Genomic DNA, 21410 nt, shown 5'->3' on the forward strand with positions numbered 1-21410 from the left:
CGGGCAGCTTAGTTTTTGAGATCTTTCGGAAGCAGGCCGAATTTCTTCCGGAAGGCAGCTGTGAAGTGCTGGGGATATTTATAACCCATCCTGTCGGCCACCTCGTTTACATACATTTTTTCCTCCAGCAGCAATCGCCTGGCTTCCTGCATTTTCAATCCTGAGATGTAGCCAAATACGGTGGTGTTAAACAGGGCTTTAAAGCCGTTTTTCAGCTTCATCTGGTTAATACCGGCAGTGCGGGCCAGTTCCAGTATGGAAAGCGGTTGTTCATAGTGCTGATCGATGTAGTATTTAATGCTGTGAAGCCGCTCTGTATCGCCGGGTGTTAATCCTGCGGGAGCGGGCGATGGCTGGTCCAGTTGCAGCACCTGCATCAGGAATAATTCCGTGGCTTTGGTTTCCAGGTAGGTAGCCTTTAGCGCGCCGCTGTATGGGCTATGCTGCATATCGTTGATGACGCTGTGCATGGCCGGCAGCATTTGTGCGGTAAATTCCGGCGCAGGTATATTAAAAGTGTTGTACCGGCGGAAACGTTCCATAAAACGGCTTTCTTCCGTGAAAATATGATCAAAGAAATCATCCGTAACGATCAGTTCAAAGAAGGAGCGTATTTTATTATTGGTGGGAGGAATGAACAGATCGTGCGACTCCGGTGATTCGCGGTATACCACGAACTGTTTTTCGCGGATGGCGTGTGTACTGGCGGCGCCGGCATCCTGTATCCTGAAGTGTGATACAATGGCCTTTTTTTCCGGATGAAAAGACAACACTTTGGCGTCGTGGTTGATGTAGCTTCCCCAGCGTAGATCTACGCCGTTAAAAGTGATCTCTTCCAGTTGAATGCGAAACCCGGAGGCATCTCCAATACTCAGCTGTTTTTCCTGCACGGGAGGTTTATCTGCGCTATGGGTTACCTGGCATCTGCGGATCATAATACTTCTTTTTGCGTTGATGAGAGTTCCTTCTGCGTTATCAGCCGGAATTTACGGGCGGTAACTTTGGGTCTGCTAAATTAAATCATTAAAATGGAAAACACACCGTACCGCACCGTGTTTGGTGCAACAGGAAAAATAGGCAGGGCATTGCTCGGTTTCTTATCAGAGGCACAGCTGCCCACTATTGCAGTAACCCGCGACCTGGGCAGGGCTGAAAGCCTGCCTTTTGTAGAATGGGTGGCCGCGGATATGAGCCGGCCGGAAACGCTTCCTGCCACCATGGAAAACAGTGTGGCGGCTTTCCTGGTATCCGGCATGGGGGCCAACTTCATAGCGGAACAACACAATGTAATCACCGCGGCGAAGGCTGCGGGGGTGAAAAGCTTTGTAAAATTATCCTCTGCGGCAGCCGGTAAAAGCTGGCCTGCACACATTGCGCCATCGGCCATCGGGCAGTCGCACAGGAAAGTGGAAGACTTGCTGAAAGCCTCCGGCCTGGACTGGACCATCCTGCAGCCGACCGGTTTTATGCAGAACTGGCTGGGCGAGTTTTCAAAACGGGTAAAAGAAGAGCGCAGTATTTATGAAGCTACCGGCGATGGCGGGCGGGCATACATCGACCTGCGGGATATTGCGGAAGTGGCATTTACCGTGCTCAAAGACCCGGCAAAACATGCCGGGCAAACGTATATCCTCACCGGCGACGAAGTCCTTAATTACTGGCAGCTCGCCGATATCATAGGAACGGTGATCCATCAGAAAGTGACCTATGTGCCACTCACCCTGGAGGAAGCCCGGGAACGGATGGAAAAGACGGGCATGCCGCAATGGACCATTCAAACCCTGATAACGTATGCTGAAGTACAGCGGAATGGCGACGCCACTTATGTGAGCAATGATGTGCAGCAGGTGTTGGGCAAGCCGGCGCGTACCACCGCCGCTTTTATAGCAGACCATATAGAATGGTTCAGATAAAACCAGCGGCGCCCTTTAAATAATACCCGTTAAAGGACATCGTTTACATTTTTTACCCCCGTTCCCCGGAAGTGTTCTTCCGGGGAATGTATTTCGTGTAAAAATGACAATTAATATAAAATAACAATTGAACAGTGGTTTGTTTCCTGTAAACCCTTATCCATCAAATCTTCTGTAATAATTAAAAAAAATCCGGAAAAAAAATAACGGGTCAATAGTTATTAATTGTATATTAGACAATTAATAATTCTCACGTTCCGAAGGAACAGAAGGCCGTAGGTAAAGAGAGGTTTCACGTTTATGTTAATTTTCCACTTATGAATAGTGTGCATCTTCAACAATATGCAGACGATATTCTTTTAAATTTGCTGAAAGAGGATAGCAAGGAAGCCTTTGATGTGATCTATATGCGTTATTGGGAACGGCTGTACTTTTATCTGGTAAAGGCAATCAAGGATACCACGGAAGCGGAAGATATCCTGCAGGAAGTATTTGTGTCCCTGTGGAAACGCCGCAGTAACCTGCACAATGTAGAATCACTGTATACCTATCTTCATTCCTGCGTACGATATGGCGGCTTCCGGTACATCCGCCAGGAAATCAAAAGAAACCATTTCCGTAAATCCTGGGGCATACTCTTCGCGGAGGCCGACGACCTTTTTGAACGGCAACTGGCCGCCAATGAGCTTTCCCTGCTGGTAAACCGTGAAATAGATAAGCTGCCCCTGAAAATGCGGGAAGTATTTCTCCTCAGCAGAACAGAAGATCTCTCTCATAAAGAAATTGCACATAAGCTGAATATCTCCGATAAAACAGTAAAGAAACAGATCAGCAATGCATTGAAATACCTGCACCTCAAACTGAATGTATAATTTTTTCAACTTTTTTTTAAGTCATCTACTACCATCCCTTCTTTTTATACACTTCTATATTAACCACGTGTTCCATACAAAGAAAAACAGCCGTTATGAATGAAACTGACTTTAACACGCTGCTGGAACTTTACCTGGAAGGGAAATGCACGCCGGAACAAAAAGAGTGGATGGAGCAGTGGTTCGACCGCCTTTCAGAAGAAGGAAGCGGGGAGGAGTTGCCTGCAGATAAAGAATTGGTAATGCAGCGGCTGAAAGAACGCATCGACAGACAAATCAAAAGACAAAATTTTTTTAAGCTCCCGGTATTGCTGCGTGTAGCCGCTTCTGTTATTGTTATTTTATCATTGGGCACATGGGCATACCTGCATTATCACAACACAGGCACCGTTGCAGTACAGTATGTTACAAGATCCACCGCCAGGGGGCAACAGCTGAAAATACCGCTTCCGGATGGGTCAATAGTAACACTGAATGCAGGCTCCGGTATCCGTTACCCGGAAAACTTCCGGGAGAACAGAATGGTAACGCTGCTGGAAGGAGAAGCTTGTTTTGACGTAACAACTGATCCTATGCATCCCTTTACTGTTTCAAGTGCAGGCGTACAAACAGAAGTACTGGGCACCGCATTCAATGTACAGGCATACAAAGCATTGGGAGAGGTAATAGTTACGGTTATACGTGGTAAGGTAGCAGTGGAAACATCTTCGCAGGAAGCGCCTTTGATGGTGCTGCCGGATGAACAGGCTATCATCCATACTGCCAACGGGTCACCACAGAAAAGGAAAGTGGACGCGGCGGCCACCACCGGGTGGCTCACAGGAAAATTAATCTTTCGTAATGAAACTTTGCAGCACGTGGCCATCCTGCTGGAGAATATTTATGATGTCAAAATAGTTTTTAAAGATGAAGCTACGAAGGGAATACGTTTTACAGCAAATTTCAGTTCCACCGATTCATTGGAAAAAATTCTTTTCGCTATTGCTAAAGCCAACAAACTTAACTGGTCAGCCCGGAATAAAGTAGTACAATTCTAAATCTTTTCTTAACCAAAATTCTCACTCGTTATGAAGCAATTCATTTGGTGTCATCTCTATGCCATCCGGAAAACGATGCGCACCGGCTGTAGCATATTCCTGCTCATTTCACTCGGCACACAACTTTTGTTTGCAGGCGCCTTAACAGGGCAAACAGCCAGGGAGATAAAAATAGATGTGCAGCTGGAGAACCGCTCCCTGCATGATATCCTGACAGAGATAGAAAAGAAAAGCGGGCTTTCATTTGTGTATAATGATAAACTGGTAGCGGAATACAGGCAGTTGTCCGTATCTGCAAACAGGCAACCGCTCTCTGTTGTACTGGACAAAGTACTGAAGAATACGAAGCTTAGTTACCTGCAGAAAGATAACCTGATCATTATCGTGGAAAAAGAAACTCCGCACCAGGAAATCATCAATGATATACCCATTCAGCAAATAACGATACAGGGAAAGGTAACCGATGATAAGAATGAGGCACTGCCCGGTGTAAGCGTGAAAGTGAAGAACGGGCAAACAGGCACTTCTACAGATGTGGACGGAAAATACCGCATCGCTGTGGACCCCGGCGCCGTACTGGTGTTTTCCTATGTGGGCTACCAGGATGAAGAAGCGCAGGTGGGCAACAGGACTTTGATAAATGTAGTTATGCAGGGATCGATAGCAAGTCTCCGCGAAGCCGTGGTTATTGGTTATGGCACACAGCGCAGGGGCGATGTAACCAGCGCCATAGCCACCGTGAAGGCGGCCAACTTCGTGAAAGGCCCGGTACTGGATGCGGGACAGCTGTTGCAGGGAAAAGTAGCAGGTTTAACCATCGCTACGCCCAGCGGTAATCCCACCGATGGATCACAAATATTACTGCGCGGTAACACCACCTTATTCGGCGCCAACGCCAACCCCCTCGTTATCGTTGATGGTATCCCCGGCGATCTGAAAACAGTAGCACCCGAAGATATTGAATCGGTTGATGTGCTGAAGGATGGCTCCTCTGCGGCTATTTACGGTGTAAGAGGCTCTAATGGCGTTATCATCATTACCACAAAAAGAGCCAAAGGTACCATCGCTAACTCCGTGGACTACAGCGGCTATGGTACCACGCAAATGATTTCCAGGAAACTGGACATGCTCACGGCACAGGATTACCGCGACCAGATCAAAGCCGGCACCAGGCTGGCTTCATGGGATGCAGGCAGCTCTACCGACTGGCTGAAGGAAGCCACCCGTACGCCGTTTTCACAGGTACATAACCTCACCATCCGCGGCGGAAACGCTACCACCAACTACCTTGCATCCGCCAACTACCGCGCGTTACAGGGTATCTTTAAAAAGAGTGATAACAATACTTTCTCCGGCAGGATCGATGTAAACCACAGTATGCTGGATGATAAACTGAAACTGAATATCGGCATCCTGAACCAAACCAATAATTACAATCGTAATAATAACGGTGATAACAGCTTCAACGGATGGATTTACCGCCAAACAGTCATCAGGAATCCTACTGAACCGGTGCGTAAAGAAAACGGCGACTTCTATGAACAAACCGGCAACTTTGATTATGAAAATCCAATGGCCTTATTATATGAAAGCGACGGGGAAGCCAAGAATGTAAATTCGCGCATGAATGCTACGCTTACCTACCGCCCCATTAATAATTTGAAGCTGTCGGCCTTATTCTCCTACGCGCGTTTTAACTCCAACAAAGGTTATGCAGAAACGAAGAAGCATATCTCCAATATCAAAAGCGGCGTGAATGGCTTTGCATCGGTGGCTTCGGATTTATCTATCGATCGCCTCACAGAATGGACGGCCGAGTATTCCCGGTCATTCAATGCGCATCACTTTACATTATTAGGCGGATATGGCTACCAGGAGAATGAGTCTTCCGGTAACTATGCCGATAACCAGGATTTTCCGACTGATCTTTTTGGGTATAATAATATTGGTTTGGGAGAAGGCATCAAGAACCAGCTGGCGAATATCAGCAGTTATAAAAGAGAAACAAACCTGATCAGTTTTTTTGGACGACTGAACTATAGCTACGAAGACCGTTACCTGCTGATGGCCAGCCTGAGAAGGGAAGGAGCCAGCCAGTTGTTTGGTGCTAAGAACCCCTGGGGTAATTTCTGGGCAGCATCCGGTGGCTGGAGAATTTCAAATGAAAACTTTATGAAACAGCAACGGCTGTTTGATGACCTGAAACTACGTGTTGGATATGGTATTACCGGTAACCCGCCATTGGATGGGTTTTTAAGCCAGCCATTAATTGGCTATGGCGACTATGTATATACCAACGGCAAATGGTCGCGCATCCTGGTGCCTTCTACCAATGCGAATCCGTTTATCCGCTGGGAAGAGAAAGCAGAAGCTAATATAGGATTAGACTTTAGTATGCTGAAAGGCCGCATCAGCGGTAATGTGGATGTATATAACCGGCGGATCAAAGGATTGCTGTATAATTATGAAGTACCCAGTCCGCCTAATCTTTACCGCACCACTACTGCGAACGTAGGTAAAATGGAAAACAAAGGCATTGAGGTAATGCTAAACTTCATCCCGGTGAAAGCAAAGGACTTTACGTGGAATACAAGCGTCAACTTTTCTACCAATAGCAATAAATTAATCAGCCTCTCCAACGAATTATACCAGACCACTACGCCTTACTTCACCACTGGTGCGGCGGGGATTCCCATCCAGACATTTACCAACATTGTAACCATCGGCAAAGGTATCGGCGATTTTTACGGATATAAAGTGATTGATGTGGATGATAACGGTAAATGGATATACGAAGGAAGAGACGGTAAACCGGTCGCCTATGATAATTTTGCCCATGCTTTTGAGGACAAAAAAGTAATCGGTAATGGTTTGCCGAAATACTATGCCGGCTGGAATAATAATTTCTCCTACAAACAATTTGATCTCAGTATCACTATGCGCGGCGCTTTCGGGTATCAGATCATTAATTCGCAGCGGATGTATATGGAGAATCCATCTATACAAAATTATAATATCCTGAAATCGGCTTATGATCCTGTTTTTGGAAAGAAAGTACTGAATGTAAATGCACTGGAATTCAACAGCTATTATGTGGAAAACGGCGATTTCTGGAAGATAGATAACATTACATTGGGCTACACTTTATCACAGGTGAAAAGCAAGTATCTCAAAGGTGCGCGTTTCTATGTTTCCTCGCTGAATACTTTCGTTATCACAAAGTACAAGGGCCTGGACCCTGAAGTAAACAGGTTGGGACTGAACCCCGGTATGGACGACCGCGACAAATACCCGTCTACCCGTTCCTTTACCGTTGGTGTGAACCTGAATTTCTAATCTTCCAAAAACACGCATATGAAAATGCTTCGTAAAATAAATCTGCTGATGGTTATTGTTTTACTGTCGGCGTGCACCAAGTTAAAAGATAAGCCATACACCACCATCATCTCCACGGAGTTCAATCCTACTAAAGATGATATTGCCGCGCTGGTGGGCGCAGGATACTCGCAATGGCGGTTTATATTGCTGGACTGGAATGGCCTTTGGCGGGCACAGGAAGTAACTGGCGATCAGCTGGTGATTCCAAAGCGCCCGTGGGGATGGTTTGATGACGGGGTATACCAGCGTTTGCACAAGCACACCTGGACTACCGATGACGATGTGGTAAACCAAACCTGGTCCCGGACCTACGCAGGTATCACCAATTGTAACAGGATCATCTACCAGATTGAATCCGGCCTGATACCCATCACAGATGAAAAAGAAGCCACCCTCGCGGAACTGAAGGTGCTCCGCGCGTCGTACTATGCCATTCTTTGCGATTTTTACGGGAATGTTCCCGTGGTAACACAGTTTGATCTGCCTGCAGGATTTCTGCCTCAACAAAGCACGCGTAAGGAAGTGTATGACTTCATTGTAAAAGACCTCACCGATAATATTCCCTTGCTGAGCAAGGATAACACGGTGGCTACCTACGGCAAGTTCAACAAATGGGCGGCCTTTACGCTGCTGGCTAAAATGTACCTGAACGCAGGTGTGTATACCGGTACACCGCAGTGGGAAAAATGTATCAGTGCCTGCGACAGCGTTATGAATTCAGGCGCCGGGTATATCCTGGAACCGGCACAGAAAAATGTGTTTGTAACAGAGAACCAGAGTTCAAAAGAAATCATATTGGCAATTCCGATGGATGAGGATTATACCAATAACTGGAATGCCTTTGACCTGCACATGCAAACATTGCAGCAGGAAAACCAGTCGACCTATAACCTGAAGAATACTCCCTGGGGTGGCATCTGCGCTATTCCGCAATTCATCAGCACCTTTGATGCTGCTGATGCCCGCTATCAGAATAACTGGATCAAAGGCCAGCAGTACACCGCCGGCGGCCAGATGCTGTTTGTGGCGCAGGGCGATTTCGCCGGGAAGCCGCTGAGTTTCGTGAATGAATTACCGGGGTTGGAAAAGGGAGAGTCGGTGCATGGTTTCCGTTTAGGAAAGTTTGAAATAAAGATGGGCGCCACCAACCGGTTGAGTAACGACTATCCGCTGTTCCGCTACGCAGAAGTGTTGATGATGAAAGCGGAAAGCCTGCTCCGTACGGGTAAGGCCGACGAGGCTGCAGCCATTGTTACCCAGGTAAGGCAACGTGATTTTGTGGGTAATCCCGCGAAGGCAGTGGTGACTGGTGCGCAGCTGAAAGGCGGCAGTTCCTATCAATATGGTATGAAAGACGCCGTGAATAATCAGTTCAGCAATGAAGGCGGTGCAGATCTTTCATTCGGCCGCTTTTTGGATGAGCTGGGCTGGGAGTTTGACCAGGAAGGCCATCGCCGCACGGATATGATCCGGTTTGGCGCGTTTACGAAAAAGTCGTGGTTGTCGCATGCCGCCACCAATAATATTAACCGTACGCTATTCCCGATACCCAGAACGGAGATACAGAAGAATAATAATCTGAAACAGAATCCGGGGTATTGAGGTCTATTTTGGTTGTATAAAGATCGCGGGGATGATTAGTCATCCCCGTTTTTTTTTGGCAGCAACTAATAATCCTTCCTTCAAAATAAAATTTCCACAAACGTTAGGATACTATCATAAATTATTTTAGTTTCAATCTTGTTATTTTGCTTAAACGTGTAAGCAGAATTAATGGTCCACGGAGAAACGATGAAAAACGACACATTTAACCAGCAGAGCCATAGTTGATTTTATTGTAAAGTGCAGCAGCGGTACCGCTTACCGGCTGTTTAAAATTTTGAACCCACATGAAAAAAAGTAACAACCGGCGTTTCTTTCTGAAAAACATTGCTGTTGCCTACCTAGGCGCCACCACTATTCCTGCCATAGCGCTGGCGGCAAAGGAAGAAACACCTCCACCGGGAGAAAAAAAGGCGCCCGGTGGCCGTCGTTTTAATGAAACGTACAGCGGAAAATACAATAACCGTATAGCCTTTCCTGTTGGAGGAATAGGCGCCGGCATGTTTTGCCTGGAAGGTACCGGCGCTATTTCACATATGTCGGTACACCATAATCCCGAAATGTTTTATGAACCGGCCATGTTTGCCGCCATTAGTATAAAGGGCATTCCAGATGGAGCGAGGGTACTTGAAGGGAATGTGCCCGACTGGAAAAAATTCGGGCAGCGCGATGCCGGGTTGGGCGGCACCGGCGGCGCCACCTGGGGGCTGCCACGTTTCAACGAATCCACTTTTAACGCACGCTTCCCGTTTGCGGATATCCGTCTCCGTGATAACGCATTGCCGCTTCAGGTATCCATAAAAGGCTGGAGCCCTTTTACCCCGGGCGATGAAGATCATGCCAGCATGCCTTTTGGCGCTCTGGAATACCAGTTTACCAACACCGGCGCCAAACCGGAAGAATATATCTTTTCCTATCATGCCCGCAACTTTATGCGGCAGGGGGACACAGGGAATAGTGTAAAGGCTATGCCGCAAGGGTTTGTTTTATCGCAGGAGGCAATTCCGGATGCGCCCGAAAAGAAAGGCCAATTTGCCATCTTTACTACGGAGCCCTCCACTATTGTGGATCATTGCTGGTTCCGGGGCGGTTGGTTCGATCCCTTAACAATGTCATGGAATACCGTAAAAGCAGGCGAAACACGTAACACCGCACCTGTAGAGAAAGACGCACCCGGAGGATCTTTGTATGTGCCTTTCCGTTTGCAACCCGGTGAGAAAAAAGTGATCCGTTTGATGATGACCTGGTATGTGCCGGATTCAAAACTGCATATAGGTGATAGTCCGGGTGGCGGCACTCCCGCTACCGGCAAATATTACCGGCCCTGGTACAGCAGCAGGTTTAAAGATGTGGCGGAAGCAGCCGATTACTGGTCCGGCCACTATGATGAACTGTACAGGCAAACATCTCTTTTTACAAATACCTTTTATAAAAGCACTTTACCGCCCGAAGTGCTGGAAGCAGTAGCCGCCAACCTCACCATCCTGAAATCCGCTACCGTGATGCGGCAGTATGATGGCCGCTTCTGGTGCTGGGAAGGCTCCGGCGACAGTTGGGGAAGTTGCCACGGCACGTGCACGCATGTATGGAATTATGCACAGGCAGTACCACACCTGTTTCCAGCATTGGAAAGAAGTTTACGCCATACCGAGTTTCATGAAAATCAAAATACGGAAGGACACCAGGGCTTCCGCGCAAATATCCCCATTTCGCCATTGGTGCATAACTTCCATTCAGCTGCCGATGGCCAGCTGGGAGGAATTATGAAAATGTACCGCGACTGGCGTGTCAGCGGGGATAACGACTGGCTGAGGAAAATGTTCCCGCTGGTGAAAGTGAGCATGGATTATTGTATCCGCACCTGGGATCCGAAAAGAAAAGGTATTGTGGAAGAACCGCATCATAATACTTATGACATTGAATTCTGGGGCCCTACCGGCATGTGTACGAGTTTCTATCTGGGGGCACTCACGGCGTTCACTGCAATGGGCGCCTTTCTTGGCGAAGATGTTAGCGCCTACAAAACGCTTTATGCAAAAGGGAAGCAATACCTGGAAACGGAGTTATACAACGGCGAATATTTTATACAGCAAATAAAATGGACCGACCTGCAGGCGCCCGATCCGGTAAAAGCGCAGTCGTTTAGCACCCAGTACTCGCCGGAAGCATTGGCCCTGCTGAAAAAGGAAGGACCCAAATATCAATATGGTACAGGATGCCTCTCAGATGGCGTGCTGGGTTCCTGGATTGCACGCGTATGCGGCCTGCCGGAACCCGTTGATCCTGCCAAAACAAAAAACCACTTACTGGCCGTACATAAATACAATCTTAAAAAAGACCTGCAACAACATGAAAACCCGCAACGCTCTACTTATGCACTGGGGCATGAAGGCGGACTGCTGCTATGCTCCTGGCCAAAGGGCGGCATGTTGTCGCTGCCGTTTGTGTACAGCAATGAAGTATGGACCGGCATCGAATACCAGGTGGCTTCCCACCTGATGTTCCAGGGTGAAGTGGAAAAGGGACTTGATATTGTACGTGCCTGCCGTCAACGGTATGATGGTACCGTCAGGAATCCTTTCAATGAATATGAATGCGGGCACTGGTACGCCCGGGCAATGTCGAGCTACGGCTTACTGCAGGGACTTACCGGCGTACGGTACGACGCGGTGGATAAAGCCATCCATATCGATTCAAAGATCGGCGACTTCAGCAGCTTCCTGGCCACCGACAAAGGTTTTGGCACTGTGAGCTGGAAGAAAGGTGTACCTTCCTTAACTGTGGCCTATGGTACTATTCCGGCCATACACGCGATAGTTGGGGGAAAAACGATCCCGCTGCAACAATCCGCCGTTTAAATAATAACAGATGAACATTTACCGCTGCCTGGTTTTTAGTATAATCGTTGCCGTTAGCACTGCATCTGCGCAGCAACCAGCGTCGGAACCGCAATGGATCAGACCTGATAATGCCGCCAGTCCACCGGTGTGGGGGATACGCAATGGTATTGTAATCGGGCTTTGGCCAGCTGCGATAGAAGGCGCGCGGCCCGGCAATGATGGCGGCCCCCGGGGACTGCTGCGCATCGGGTATGAATGGAAAGGCATCGTGTACCATCTTAACTACATCGCTATAGAGCCGGTGGTGAATGGTAAAATTGAGTTCAGTGAAATCTCCCCTTCACGGGTAGACGGGAAGTGGGGCAAGTTGATGTGGACCGGCGAAACCAACGATCCAGGCCGGTTTACGGCTGCTGCCGGTACCCGTGGCGTGCTTTCACATCCTGATCCGCAGCATCCGGAATATACTACCCTCAGCTTATATGTTTTCATGGAAGCATTTGAAAACGGCGCCCGGCCTTACCTCCGTTTGAGCATCAGCAGCAACCGGCCGGAAGAACTATGTATAGAAGTATTCCACCAGCCAGGTGGCACGCCCATGGAGCGATGTGGCATCACCGCTACCATGGGCAATTATGCACGATTGAGGAAATTACACCTGAAGGATAAAGTCGTGTATGCGAAAACGTTATATGACGGGTATGATGGCACCGGGTTCGTGGAAAAAGCACCGTACCCCGTACAGCAGCTGTTGCGTAATAAAAGCGGGGACTACCTGGTAATGGCGCAACCCGACGAATCATTAAAGGAGCTGGCCGCCTGGCCGGAGGATGAACAACACGCCGCCCGCTGGGGCTGGCGGTACCGCCCTTTTTATACACTTACCCAATACTGGCGCAAAGAAGCCAGTGAGGCCGATAGTTCTCTACAGGTAAGGGTAAACGGGCGGGCGAAATATTGGAGCGGTGGAAGCACCGATCCGAACGCATACATCAATATCCCCGGTGGTCCATCTTTCGAAAACTTTGAATTACGGGAAAAATATAATGCCGGTCAGAAAGTATATTTTGGACTGACCCGTAAACCCATTAGTGAATTGCTGGAACAGTAACCGGCGCCGCTCGTCTTAACGCATAATAACCCACCACCGCAAAACAAATCAACGGTATAGTATATGCCAGCTGCACGTTGCTGTAAAAACTCACTGCGCCCAAGGCCAGTGGTATCAACGCTCCACCTACGATAGACATTACCAGGAAAGCAGACGCTGATTTCGTTTCGTTACCAAGATCTTTAATCGCCAGTGAAAAAATAGTAGGAAACATAATAGACATAAAGAATTCCACCGCCAGCAAAAAGTAAACGCCCGTTCTACCGCCAACGGCTACACTGTAACACAACAATAATACGCACGCAATGCTGTATAGCAGCAATAATCGTTGCGGTGCTATTTTCCGCATGAATAATGTACCCGCATACCTGCCCGTCATAAAGCAAAGCAATAATAATCCCAAATAGGTAGTCGCCTCTTTCTCCTGCATATGACCACTATAACCTGCATAGCGGATAAAGAAACTGGAGATACAAACCTGCGCACCTACATATGCGAACTGTGCGATCACCCCCCACCGGAAATGAACATGCCTGAATACACGCAGGTTAATACTCAAGCCGCCACTATGCTCTTCATGTATTTTTGGGAATCGTACTAACCGGAACAATAGCGCTGTAAACAGCAACACGCCTGCAATTGCCAGGTAGGGAACCTGAACGGAACGTGCTTCGGTAAGCAGGTATTGATTCAATGCTTCGGGCGACATGCTGCTGCTTTGCGCAGCCGTGAGCTCCTTTCCCGAAAGGATCACTTTACTCAGGAAAAAAGCCGCTACAAAAGCGCCCAGGCCATTAAAAGCCTGCGCAAAATTGAGTCGCTGCACCGCTGTTTCGGGTGTGCCCATAATGGTGATATACGGATTGGCAGCGGTTTCCAGGAAGGTCATGCCAGCGGCTACCAGGAACAGGGCAAAGAGGAATAAACCAAATGAACGCAGTTCTGCGGCGGGGAAAAACAGCACAGCCCCCGCAGCGGCAATGAGCAAACCCGTGATGATACCGGTTTTGTAACTCCATTTGCGCATCACCCAGGCCGCCGGCAAAGCAAAAAAGAAATAGCTGATCCAATAGGCAGCGTCAATAAAAGCCGACTGGAAATCATTCAGCTGGCAGGCTTTCCGGAGATGTGGTATTAATACAGGAATGAGATTGCCCGTGAGCGCCCATAAAAAGAAGAGGCTGATAATAAGTACAGTAGCAAGTTTCAGCTGACGCGAAGCAGGAGAAGCGGTGGACGCCTCTTGTTGGATGGCTGCAGTGGAATTCATAAAGATGTTTTTTAATTATAAGCGGTAAGTCTGTACTTCGTTCACCAGCTGTCCTATATGATCGATGCTGATCTCTACCCGGTCGTTGTCCTGTAACGTAAAACTATTGTCCGGTACCAGGCAGGTGCCGGTCATCAGGAAACAACCATCAGGGAAAGCGCAGCCACGGTATAAGAAATCCACCAGCTCCTGGTGACTGCGTTTCATCTGGCTGATCGGCACGCTGTCGGAATATTGCACTTCGTTGTTCCGGTAAATAGACATGCGGATGATAGTGTCCGGGGGAACCGGTTTATCAGGCACCATCAGGCAAGGGCCAAGCCCGGCGCATTTCTCGTATACTTTTGCCTGCGGCAGATACAAAGGATTTTCCCCTTCTATGCTGCGCGAACTCATGTCGTTGCCGATGGTATAGCCTTCAATAGTACCTTTGCTGCTGATAAATAAGGTCAGTTCCGGCTCGGGTACATCCCAGGAAGAGTCTTCACGGATATACACGGTTTGCCCATGACCGGCTACACGGTGTGGCGTAGCCTTGAAAAATAATTCAGGACGTTCGGCTACATATACTTTATCATAAAAAGTGGCGCCGCCTGATATCTCTGATTCTTCCATACGCGCGGTGCGGCTCCGGTAATAGGTAACGCCAGCGGCCCATACTTCCTGTGAACCAATAGGTGGCTGCAGCGCTGTTGCCAGTATTTTTTCAGCCACGGATTTTTCAACAGGCGACAATCCTTTCAGATCTTCTACCACGCGCTGGTATAATCCTTCCCTGTTTACGAATTCATTCCAGCCGGCAATAACAGTGTAGTACTGCTCCTGGTAGGCGATGAGTAAAGTAGTAGTGGTTTTATAAATGCGGATGCTATTCATTTGGAATTATTTGTTGGTAAGAAAATGTTGAACGTCTTCCAGTGGGAGTTGCCATAACTGCATAGCCAGCGCCTGCAATGCTTTACGGTCGCCTTCAAAGTGCAGGGTCGTTTGCCGGTAACGGAGCGATTCGCCTGCCTTTAGGGCCCGCGCATCGGAGGAGGACTCTACTTCATAGAAGGGGCCCATTTGTGTGCCGTCGGCAAGGGGACCATCATTGTAGCAATTCACTGCATCACCTTTGAATGGTTCTTTCTGCAATTCCCATTTTGAATTTACATAACGGCCCTGTGGTACTACATCATAAAGCAATACCGTGAGCGTGTTGTTTTCAAGGTCAATACTGCCTGCGCCTCTTTTAGCCACGAGGGGAGAAAGGCCCAGTTTGCCACGCGACTTTCCATCTGCGCGGAATAGCAGCAGGCTGTCTTTTACCTGTAAATTCTGTGGTGGTATCTTACCGAAATAATCATCCGTAATATGTTGCCTGGCATCCCGACCTGGTCTGAAAGGCGCCACAATGGCGGTTTGATCGGATGGTTTAAACATGCCCAGCAGCCAGATGCTCAGCAATCCGTTTTCTTCCTGCCAGCTGCTGTCGCCTTTATTGGTGATGGTATTGTCGGTTTCATAGGCTACGCTGCTAATACCTGCAGGTAATGCAAATCCAATACTGGAAACGATGTCGGCGTTGTTCAGCAACCGGATGGTTCTGTTGATCTGCAATTGAAAGGTACTGCCTTTATAATTTTGAATCGTTCCTTCCTGTTGATAGGTAATACTATTCTCCGATTGCGCAGTTACCGTATAATGTGCCGTATCTATCAGGCCGGGCGTTTGCCAGTTGGGAAAGTCGAAAGGTTTTCCCGGGGGAAAGAAGAGTGCATATTGTCCGCCTTCAGGGCCCAGCCAGAAGCGTTCTTCGCCGCCAAAGGCATTGATGTGCGGCGCGTATTGCTGCGATGACACCAGGTTGTAGTTGATCCAGCCAAAGCTCTTTCCTTTGTCGCCGCCGGTAGTGCTGGTCATTACGCGGGCCTGGTAGTCGCCTGTAACCACCAGCCGGCCGCTGTCGCTGCCATTTTTCAATACCACAACATTCTTCAGATGTTGTTGTAAAAAGGATACGTCTTCACCAAAATTTACGGGCTTCATATGATCGGGTGCTTTCGTTGGTCCGGCGCCGTTACAGCTAAAAAGCGCTGCAGCAATACAACCGGAGAGAAGGATAGATTTCATAACGATGGCATTTTTAGCTTGATAAAATATGAACTATAGTGATACCCCTCTTTTCCAGGGAATAAAATCATCCTGGCCGAGTACCTGTGCTTTTGTCTGGTAGTTGCCGCTGGCGGTATTGATCACCATGTCCATAATGCGGACGGCCACTTCATCGATGGTTTCTTCTCCGCTGATGATGGTGCCGGTATCAAGATCAATGATATCATGCATTTTGCGGGAAAGTATACTGTTGGTAGATAATTTAACGACTGGTGTAACAGGGTTGCCGGTAGGCGTACCGAGGCCGGTGGTGAACAGTACGATGTTGGCGCCTGCGCCTACTTCCGCTGTAGTGGATTCTACATCGCTACCGGGAGTACAGAGCAGGGCAAGACCGGGATGTTGTGCCCAACCGGGATAATCTATTACATCGGTTACAGGAGAGGAGCCTCCTTTCTTCGCCGCCCCTGCAGATTTGATGGCGTCTGTAATCAGGCCGTCGCGGATATTACCGGATGAAGGATTGGAGTCGAAGCCGGAGCCTACGGCTTCCGCTCTGCTGGCATAGTCGCGCATCAGTTGCACATAGCGTGCAGCCATATCCGTGGTAACACACCGATCGCTCAGTTCCTGCTCCACACCGCACAGTTCCGGGAATTCTGAAAGTATTACCGAACCACCCAGCGCTACCACTATATCAGCCACTTTGCCAACAGCGGGGTTGGCAGAGATACCGGAAAATCCATCGGAGCCGCCGCATTCCATGCCAATGCATAATTTGCTGAGTGGGGCCGGTTGCCGCTGCCAGCTGTTGGCCTGCGTTAACCCTTCAAAAGTTTGTTGCAATGCCTGTGTCATCAGTTCTTTTTCCGAACCTACCTGTTGTTGTTCGAGATAGATCACCGGTCTGTCGAAGCCGGGCGAACGTTTTTCAATTTCTTCTTTGAGGATACTGATCTGAGCATTCTGGCATCCGAGGCTTAACACCGTAGCACCGGCCACATTGGGATGGGTGATATAGCCCGCCAGTAATCCGCAGAGCGTGCGTGCATCATCTTTAGTGCCGCCGCAGCCCATGGTGTGCGTGAGTAATTTAATACCATCTATATTGGGAAAGGTCCGGGTGGGCAGCGTAAGCGTGGCCGCAGCGGTGGAACGACCTGGTTGTACGCCCTGCCGGAAATCCTGCAGCAATTGTTGCAGCATGGATTCATAGGGAGAGGGTTCCCGGTAGCCCAGCTCTTTCACCAGCATTTCATGCAGCAGTTGTACGTTGCGGTTTTCGCAGAACACCAGCGGAATAATTACCCAGTAGTTACCGGTGCCTACGCGGCCGTCATTACGGTAGTAGCCCATAAAGGTGCGGTTTTCCCAGGGAGATGTATCCGGCGGTGTCCATTCGGCATGCCGCTCACCGCTCACGCTGAACTGACCGGAGGCATGGCGTATGTTCCCGGTGGTGATGAGTTCCCCGGCAGGAAGATCTTCATTGGCCAGTCCTACCAGTACGCCGTACATAATGATGGGCGCATCTTTCGGGATATTGCCCGCCGTTATTTTATGTTTGGCGGCAACATCACGTATAGCCGTTACAGTTTGCCCGCCATTGCTCACCGCGGTGCCGGCAGGAATGTTTTGCAAGGCTACCCAAACATTGTCACCAGGATGGATTTGTAATATGCTTTGTTTCATTATTGCTTGAATAAAATAATTTATACCAGTGCCCTGTCGAGGTGTACATAGCCGCCATCCACATGAATAAGTTGCCCGGTGGTATGGCTCGATTTTCCCGACAGGAGGAAGGCGGTCATTTGTGCAATTTCTTCTGGGGTGGTCATGCGTTTTTCGAGGGGAATACGTTCCACGATGCTGGCCAGTTTTGCTTCTTTGTCGGGGAAGGTATTGATCCAGTTTTCGTATAAAGGCGTCCACGACTCAGCTACCACGATGGCGTTTACACGGATGCTAAAAGGCAACAGTTCCACGGCCCATTCACGGGTAAGCGCATTGCGGCCACCGTTGGCGGCAGCGTAAGCGGAAGTATTACCCTGACCGGTTTCTGCGGTTTTTGAAGTGATATTTACAATGGCGCCTTTTGATATTTTGAGGTAGGGAAGTGCATGATGCGCCATCAGGTAATAGTGTACGAGGTTGCGGTGCAGTGATTGCATAAACGCTTCGTAGTTTCCTTTCTCCAGCCCAATGCCATCGTTGATACCTGCATTGTTCACCAGCCCGTCGATGCGCCCGAATTCCGCGGCAACTGCGGCCACGGCTTTTTCGCAGGCCTGCGGATCGGTGAGTTCCGCTACTGCCTGTGCGCCCTGGCCACCTGCTTCACGGATACGTTCCAGTTGCAGGAGATTATCGGCTTCACTTCTGCCGATAATGACAGGGATGGCGCCTTCCTGTGCCAGCACTGCGCTGATAGCGGCGCCAATGCCTTTGGCGCCGCCGGTTACGATGATGATCTTATCTTTTAAACCCAGGTCCATACGTACTATTTAGAGGGATTTTTTTGAAATATCGCCATTCACCTGTCGCCATATATTCGTTGGATTTTCATCCTGAAGTTCCGGTGGCAGCAGGTAAGCGGGGAAGTCCTGGTAACATACGGGGCGGCAGAAGCGATAGATCGCTGCGGTGCCTACGGATGTGCCTGCGGCCGGCGTAGTAGCCGGCCAGGGGCCGCCATGTACCATCGCATGACTAACGGCTACGCCTGTAGGAAATCCATTGATGATGATCCTGCCGGCTTTCTCCCGTAAGATATCGATCAAAGCAGCGTGTTGCTGCAGTTCTTCTTCGGTACCGTGAACGGTAGCGGTGAGCTGACCTTCCAGCTTCCTGGCTACCGTGTATATTTCTTCGATGCTGCCGGCATGAATATGCAGGGAAGAGGGGCCAAATACCTCATGACAAAGAGCCGGGTTTTCCAATGCCTGCGCTGCGGTAACCTGCAGCAGGCTGGGGGCTGCCTGTTGATCGGCAGGAGTGGCTTCGCCCAGTATTTGTACGCCCTGCTCACGCAGGGTGGCAATACCGTTGTTATACGCCGCCAGGATCCCCGGTGTGAGCATATAACCATTGGGCAGTGTGCCTATGCCTTGCTGCAGGGCGCTGATAAAGGTATCGGTGGACCCGCCGGCTGCGGTGATGAACAAACCGGGATTGGTACAAAACTGCCCGGTGCCAAGGGTAACAGATTGCAGGAATTGTGTGGCCAGGGCAGCGCCTTTCTCCCGGAGTATCCCCGGAAGAAAAAATACCGGGTTTACGCTGCCCATTTCCGCAAATACCGGGATAGGTACTGCTCTTCGTGTAGCCGTATCATATAGTGCTTTTCCTCCTTTGAAGGAGCCGGTAAAGGCGATGGCAGATACCAGCGGATGAGCGGCCAGGTATTGCCCTGTTTCATGGGAGGTGCCATGCACCAGCGAGAATACGCCATCGGGCATATTGGTACGGAGTACTGCTTTACGTATAGCCGTAGCAGTTAAATGCGAAGTATGCGGATGTGCAGGATGTGCTTTGAACACCACGGTACAGCCGGCCGCCAGTGCGGCGGTGGTATCCCCTCCCGCCACGGAAAATGCCAGCGGAAAATTGCTGGCGCCAAAGATACCGGTAACGCCTATGGGAATCTGCATTTGCCGCAGGTCCGGAGCAGGCGTGGTGATCCGCGCATTTACCCACGAGCCTTCCATGATGGTAGCGGCAAACAGCCGCAGCTGACCGGTGGTGCGGTCTCTTTCGCCCTGCAGCCTCGGCAGTGGCAGCCCGCTCTCTGCCGACGCAACGTTGATTAATTCATCTCCCAGGGAAATTATTTCCTCTGCAATCGCCTCAAGGAAAGCGGCCCTTTGCAGCGATGTTGTTTTTTTATAAACGGTGAAAGCCTGTGCGGCTAAGTTTAAAGCCGAATCAATTTCACCGGTAGTAGCTTCCCTGAATTCCTGCGGCAGCCATTGCTGCTGCGCAGGCGCGAATGCCCGGAAGGTTTGGTCGCCTTCACCGGAAAAGTTATTGCCTATCATCTGCAATCCTGTCAACGAGGTTCTGTTCATCTTCCTGTATTTTTATGATTAATTTACTTCCAGGTCGTTCATTGCCGGCAGTTTCGGAAACGGTGCGTGTGGTTCACGCTGGTACCAGTACACTACGCTGCTGATATCCGATTGTTGCGGAAGATAACGTCCGCCGCTGCGCCAGCCCAGATCCTGGATGGTGATCTTCAGTTCTTTTTCAAAACGTACCGGGTCCATAATGTGCCAGCGGTACAATCCAAACCGTTGCTGTGATTTATACAATCCATCGGGGCGTATTACCTGCGATAATCCGGAATAAGGTGTGCAGAATTCCTGGTAGCGGCCTTTCGTGTCGAAGTTGTAGGAGCCGCAGAAATAATCTTCCGTGCCGGTGCCGCAAATAGTAGGATATTGTTTATCGCCATCCATAAAGAATTTTATTTCTCCTTCGCCCCACCAGCCGTTGTTATTAACGCCCCAGGCGATGTAGGTGCCTACGTACTGGCCTTTTCCCTTCACACCATCGATCATGGTAAAGCTCGCGTCTTTCACGGGATTATTGCGGCGGAACTGTGCATGGAAATAGCCGGCGTCTTCAGGCACGTTAGTAAGCGTGTAGTCTACCTGATAGTACAAGGTCATTCTTTCAGTGTTGATATTTTCCATGGTGATGCGGCACTTCTTGCGGAAGGGCATAGCCCAGTAACAGTTGAAGGCGCTGCCTGGATTTACGCATACGGCCAGTGAATTGAGGGGTGCATATTCGCCCCAGCCCATCCCAAAGAAATCGCCTACCGGCACTTCTACAGAAGGCGTGGTTTCATCGTCCCAGTAAAAACGGAGGATAGAGTAGCGCCAGTTGCCGGTGGGTGTCATCCATATGTGCTGGATGGCGCCGGGGCCGCTAATTTCCGCGAGGGTAACGGTTTTCCCCGGCTCAATATGAATATAAGGATTTACTTTCCATCCCTGGCCCAGCTCTTTTGCTGCGCCGCGGGCATTACCCTGATCAAGTGTGGCCATGCCGCCTTTACCGGGTTCGCCGGTAAAGTTTTCCGGGCTGATAGAACGGGTTTTGGCATCAGACAAACGGTACAGATTTCCCATGTTCATCTCCAGGCCATTAAAGGGTTGCTGGGCGCTGGTGGCCGTCCATGTGAGGAGCGCAATAAAAGAAAGAAGCAATAACTTTTTCATCATACGTGAATATTAAAAGATTAGGTTTTACGGGTTTCTGCTGAATATAGCTTTATCGTTTAAGC

The 21410-nt window shown here is 49.4% G+C and carries 15 protein-coding genes; 7 read left to right on the forward strand and 8 right to left on the reverse strand.

The annotated features are described in order from the left end of the window. Nucleotides 1-8: 8 nt before the first annotated feature. Nucleotides 9-935 (reverse strand): helix-turn-helix transcriptional regulator, encoded by a 927-nt coding sequence (locus tag QFZ51_RS12760; protein ID WP_429046313.1) that lies wholly within the window; start codon nt 933-935, stop codon nt 9-11. 93 nt (nt 936-1028) lie between these two features. Here QFZ51_RS12760 and QFZ51_RS12765 point away from each other — a divergent pair, with 93 nt between their 5' ends. From QFZ51_RS12765 to QFZ51_RS12795, 7 genes are all read left to right on the forward strand, one after another. After that, complete coding sequence (locus QFZ51_RS12765; protein WP_429046314.1) at nt 1029-1913, forward strand: SDR family oxidoreductase; 885 nt, start codon at nt 1029-1031, stop codon at nt 1911-1913. A 317-nt stretch (nt 1914-2230) separates the two neighbouring features. Continuing rightward, nucleotides 2231-2785, forward strand: a complete 555-nt coding sequence (locus QFZ51_RS12770) for an RNA polymerase sigma-70 factor (protein ID WP_429046315.1) — start codon at nt 2231-2233, stop codon at nt 2783-2785. Nucleotides 2786-2880: 95 nt separating this feature from the next. Continuing rightward, a complete protein-coding gene (locus QFZ51_RS12775) occupies nt 2881-3822 on the forward strand; it encodes a FecR family protein (protein ID WP_429046316.1) in 942 nt (313 codons plus the stop codon). A 30-nt stretch (nt 3823-3852) separates the two neighbouring features. Beyond that, nucleotides 3853-7158 carry a TonB-dependent receptor gene (locus QFZ51_RS12780; protein ID WP_429046317.1) on the forward strand — a complete coding sequence of 1102 codons (3306 nt, stop codon included), beginning with the start codon at nt 3853-3855 and terminating at the stop codon, nt 7156-7158. A 48-nt stretch (nt 7159-7206) separates the two neighbouring features. After that, a complete protein-coding gene (locus tag QFZ51_RS12785; protein ID WP_429046318.1) occupies nt 7207-8802 on the forward strand; it encodes a RagB/SusD family nutrient uptake outer membrane protein in 1596 nt (531 codons plus the stop codon). A gap of 287 nt (nt 8803-9089) precedes the next feature. Then, nucleotides 9090-11660 (forward strand): GH116 family glycosyl hydrolase, encoded by a 2571-nt coding sequence (locus QFZ51_RS12790; RefSeq protein WP_429046319.1) that lies wholly within the window; start codon nt 9090-9092, stop codon nt 11658-11660. A 10-nt stretch (nt 11661-11670) separates the two neighbouring features. After that, on the forward strand, nt 11671-12753 hold the full coding sequence (locus QFZ51_RS12795) for a hypothetical protein (RefSeq protein ID WP_429046320.1): 1083 nt from the start codon (nt 11671-11673) through the stop codon (nt 12751-12753). On the opposite strand, the gene fucP is transcribed toward QFZ51_RS12795, so the two are convergent. Genes fucP through QFZ51_RS12830 form a run of 7 tightly spaced genes read right to left on the reverse strand, consistent with a single transcriptional unit; the run spans nt 12731 to nt 21348 of the window. Continuing rightward, nucleotides 12731-14023 carry an L-fucose:H+ symporter permease gene (fucP, locus tag QFZ51_RS12800; RefSeq protein WP_429046321.1) on the reverse strand — a complete coding sequence of 431 codons (1293 nt, stop codon included), beginning with the start codon at nt 14021-14023 and terminating at the stop codon, nt 12731-12733. The genes QFZ51_RS12795 and fucP overlap by 23 nt on opposite strands. A gap of 15 nt (nt 14024-14038) precedes the next feature. Beyond that, entirely contained in the window at nt 14039-14899 is an 861-nt protein-coding gene (locus QFZ51_RS12805; protein ID WP_429046322.1) for a fumarylacetoacetate hydrolase family protein, read from the reverse strand. A 6-nt stretch (nt 14900-14905) separates the two neighbouring features. After that, nucleotides 14906-16138: a DUF6786 family protein gene (locus tag QFZ51_RS12810; RefSeq protein ID WP_429046323.1), complete on the reverse strand. Its 1233-nt coding sequence runs from the start codon at nt 16136-16138 to the stop codon at nt 14906-14908. 33 nt (nt 16139-16171) lie between these two features. Beyond that, nucleotides 16172-17812, reverse strand: a complete 1641-nt coding sequence (locus QFZ51_RS12815) for a UxaA family hydrolase (RefSeq protein WP_429046324.1) — start codon at nt 17810-17812, stop codon at nt 16172-16174. A 20-nt stretch (nt 17813-17832) separates the two neighbouring features. Beyond that, nucleotides 17833-18615, reverse strand: coding sequence for an SDR family oxidoreductase (locus tag QFZ51_RS12820; RefSeq protein WP_429046325.1), 783 nt, complete (start codon nt 18613-18615; stop codon nt 17833-17835). A 9-nt stretch (nt 18616-18624) separates the two neighbouring features. Next, nucleotides 18625-20187 (reverse strand): aldehyde dehydrogenase (NADP(+)), encoded by a 1563-nt coding sequence (locus QFZ51_RS12825; RefSeq protein WP_429046326.1) that lies wholly within the window; start codon nt 20185-20187, stop codon nt 18625-18627. Between the two features lie 18 nt (nt 20188-20205). Next, complete coding sequence (locus tag QFZ51_RS12830) at nt 20206-21348, reverse strand: glycoside hydrolase family 172 protein (RefSeq protein WP_429046327.1); 1143 nt, start codon at nt 21346-21348, stop codon at nt 20206-20208. Nucleotides 21349-21410 lie beyond the last annotated feature (62 nt).

It is taken from the genome of Chitinophaga sp. W3I9 (assembly GCF_050434025.1).
Classification (GTDB): Bacteria; Bacteroidota; Bacteroidia; order Chitinophagales; family Chitinophagaceae; genus Chitinophaga.